This is a genomic window from Denitrificimonas halotolerans, assembly GCF_034259425.1.
Taxonomy (GTDB): Bacteria; Pseudomonadota; Gammaproteobacteria; order Pseudomonadales; family Pseudomonadaceae; genus Denitrificimonas; species Denitrificimonas halotolerans.
This window is the reverse complement of the sequence record NZ_JAXIVU010000042.1, coordinates 1-1389: the sequence shown is the minus strand read 5'-3', so window position 1 is coordinate 1389 and position 1389 is coordinate 1. Positions and strand designations below refer to the sequence as shown.

Genomic DNA, 1389 nt, shown 5'->3' with positions numbered 1-1389 from the left:
ACATCGAGGTGTTTTATAATCGCCGTCGCAGACATAGTCATTTAGGCCAGTTATCACCGGCGGATTATGAAGAAAGAGAACGTCTCAACGAGGCAGCTGAGTGTCTATGAAACTGTGGGAAGTCCATGGTTGCATTTTTAGATATATCAATGGGCGCTGTGCTGAAAAGCATGCTGCGGTTTTATTGTATCAGGCTGCCGTGTGGAGTTAGTTCTGACGTAGGATGAACTCATTATTTTTATGTGGTAGCTTGATCCATGTTTACAAAGTTTTTGGAGCAGTATTAATGACTAATTACGCAGTGGATCCTGATGGGCTTTTTAAATTTGATGGTTTTCATCAAGTTATGGTTAGTAACGGTAGTAAAACAATTTATATTGCAGGTCAAGTACCTTTTGATAAAGATATGAATTTTATTGGTAAGGGTGACTATAAAGCTCAAGCAGTTCAGGTCTTTAAAAATATTGCTATTGCTGTGCAAGCTGCAGGGGCAACACCAAATGATGTTGTCAGCAGCGTAATCTATATTAAAGGGCTTAATTCAGAGGCTGTACAGGAGGTTTTTAAAGGTATGGCAATTGCATTGGATGGTGAGCCATTCCCTGCACACGCTTACAATATTGTCGGTGTGCAAAGCCTTGCGGACCCTGATGTACTGCTAGAAATATCAGCTATAGCAGTGACTGATTAAGTTTTAAAAGCAGTAGTTTGAGCAAAATTATCGTTAACCTTAGCTCTTGTGGTGGAAATGTAAAATAGCCAATGTACGGGCTGATATTTCAGAAAATATACTCGAAGTTTTATGGATGAAAATCAAGCGTTGATATCCCACTTCCTCTAGAGTGAGAGGGTGTCAATCTCATGGGGGCAGAGAGTGCTCTAGGGGGATAAATTGACATCTTTCCCGACCTAAAGGACGGGGATTCTTACTGCTAGACGGTCATGCCCGACCGCGAGAATATTTTGCGCCGCATTTATACCGTGGTCGTGGGTGACACCGCATCCGCACGGCCATTTTCTTCATCCAAGTCCTGTGACACCTTTCGACTTTGATTCGGGCAAGCTGTCACAACTCGAACAGGTTTGGCTGGTGTATGCCTCGTCAACTTCCTTAAAAAAATGTCTGCATGAGCGCATTTATAGTCCAATATTGTTTTTAATTGGCCCCTGCAGCGTTCGGTACTGACTTGGTCATCGTGGTTTTATTTGGTGCGCTTAGTGGTTCTGTGTATAAAACCAGTTTAAGCCTGTGCTACAAGGATTTTGGAGTGAACCCCTAAAGTTGGACTAAACTTTCAACTGGAAGGGTTCACAATGAAAAGACCGAAACACACCAAAGCTTTTAAAATAAACGCGGTACGAAAATACCTTAAAGGGCATTTAAGTAGT

The 1389-nt window shown here is 42.0% G+C and carries 1 protein-coding gene; it reads left to right on the top strand.

What is annotated here, in order from left to right:
• The first annotated feature begins 286 nt into the window (after positions 1 to 286).
• Positions 287 to 691: a RidA family protein gene (locus TOI97_RS13150; protein ID WP_321554579.1), complete on the top strand. Its 405-nt coding sequence runs from the start codon at positions 287 to 289 to the stop codon at positions 689 to 691.
• The last annotated feature ends 698 nt before the right edge of the window (positions 692 to 1389 follow it).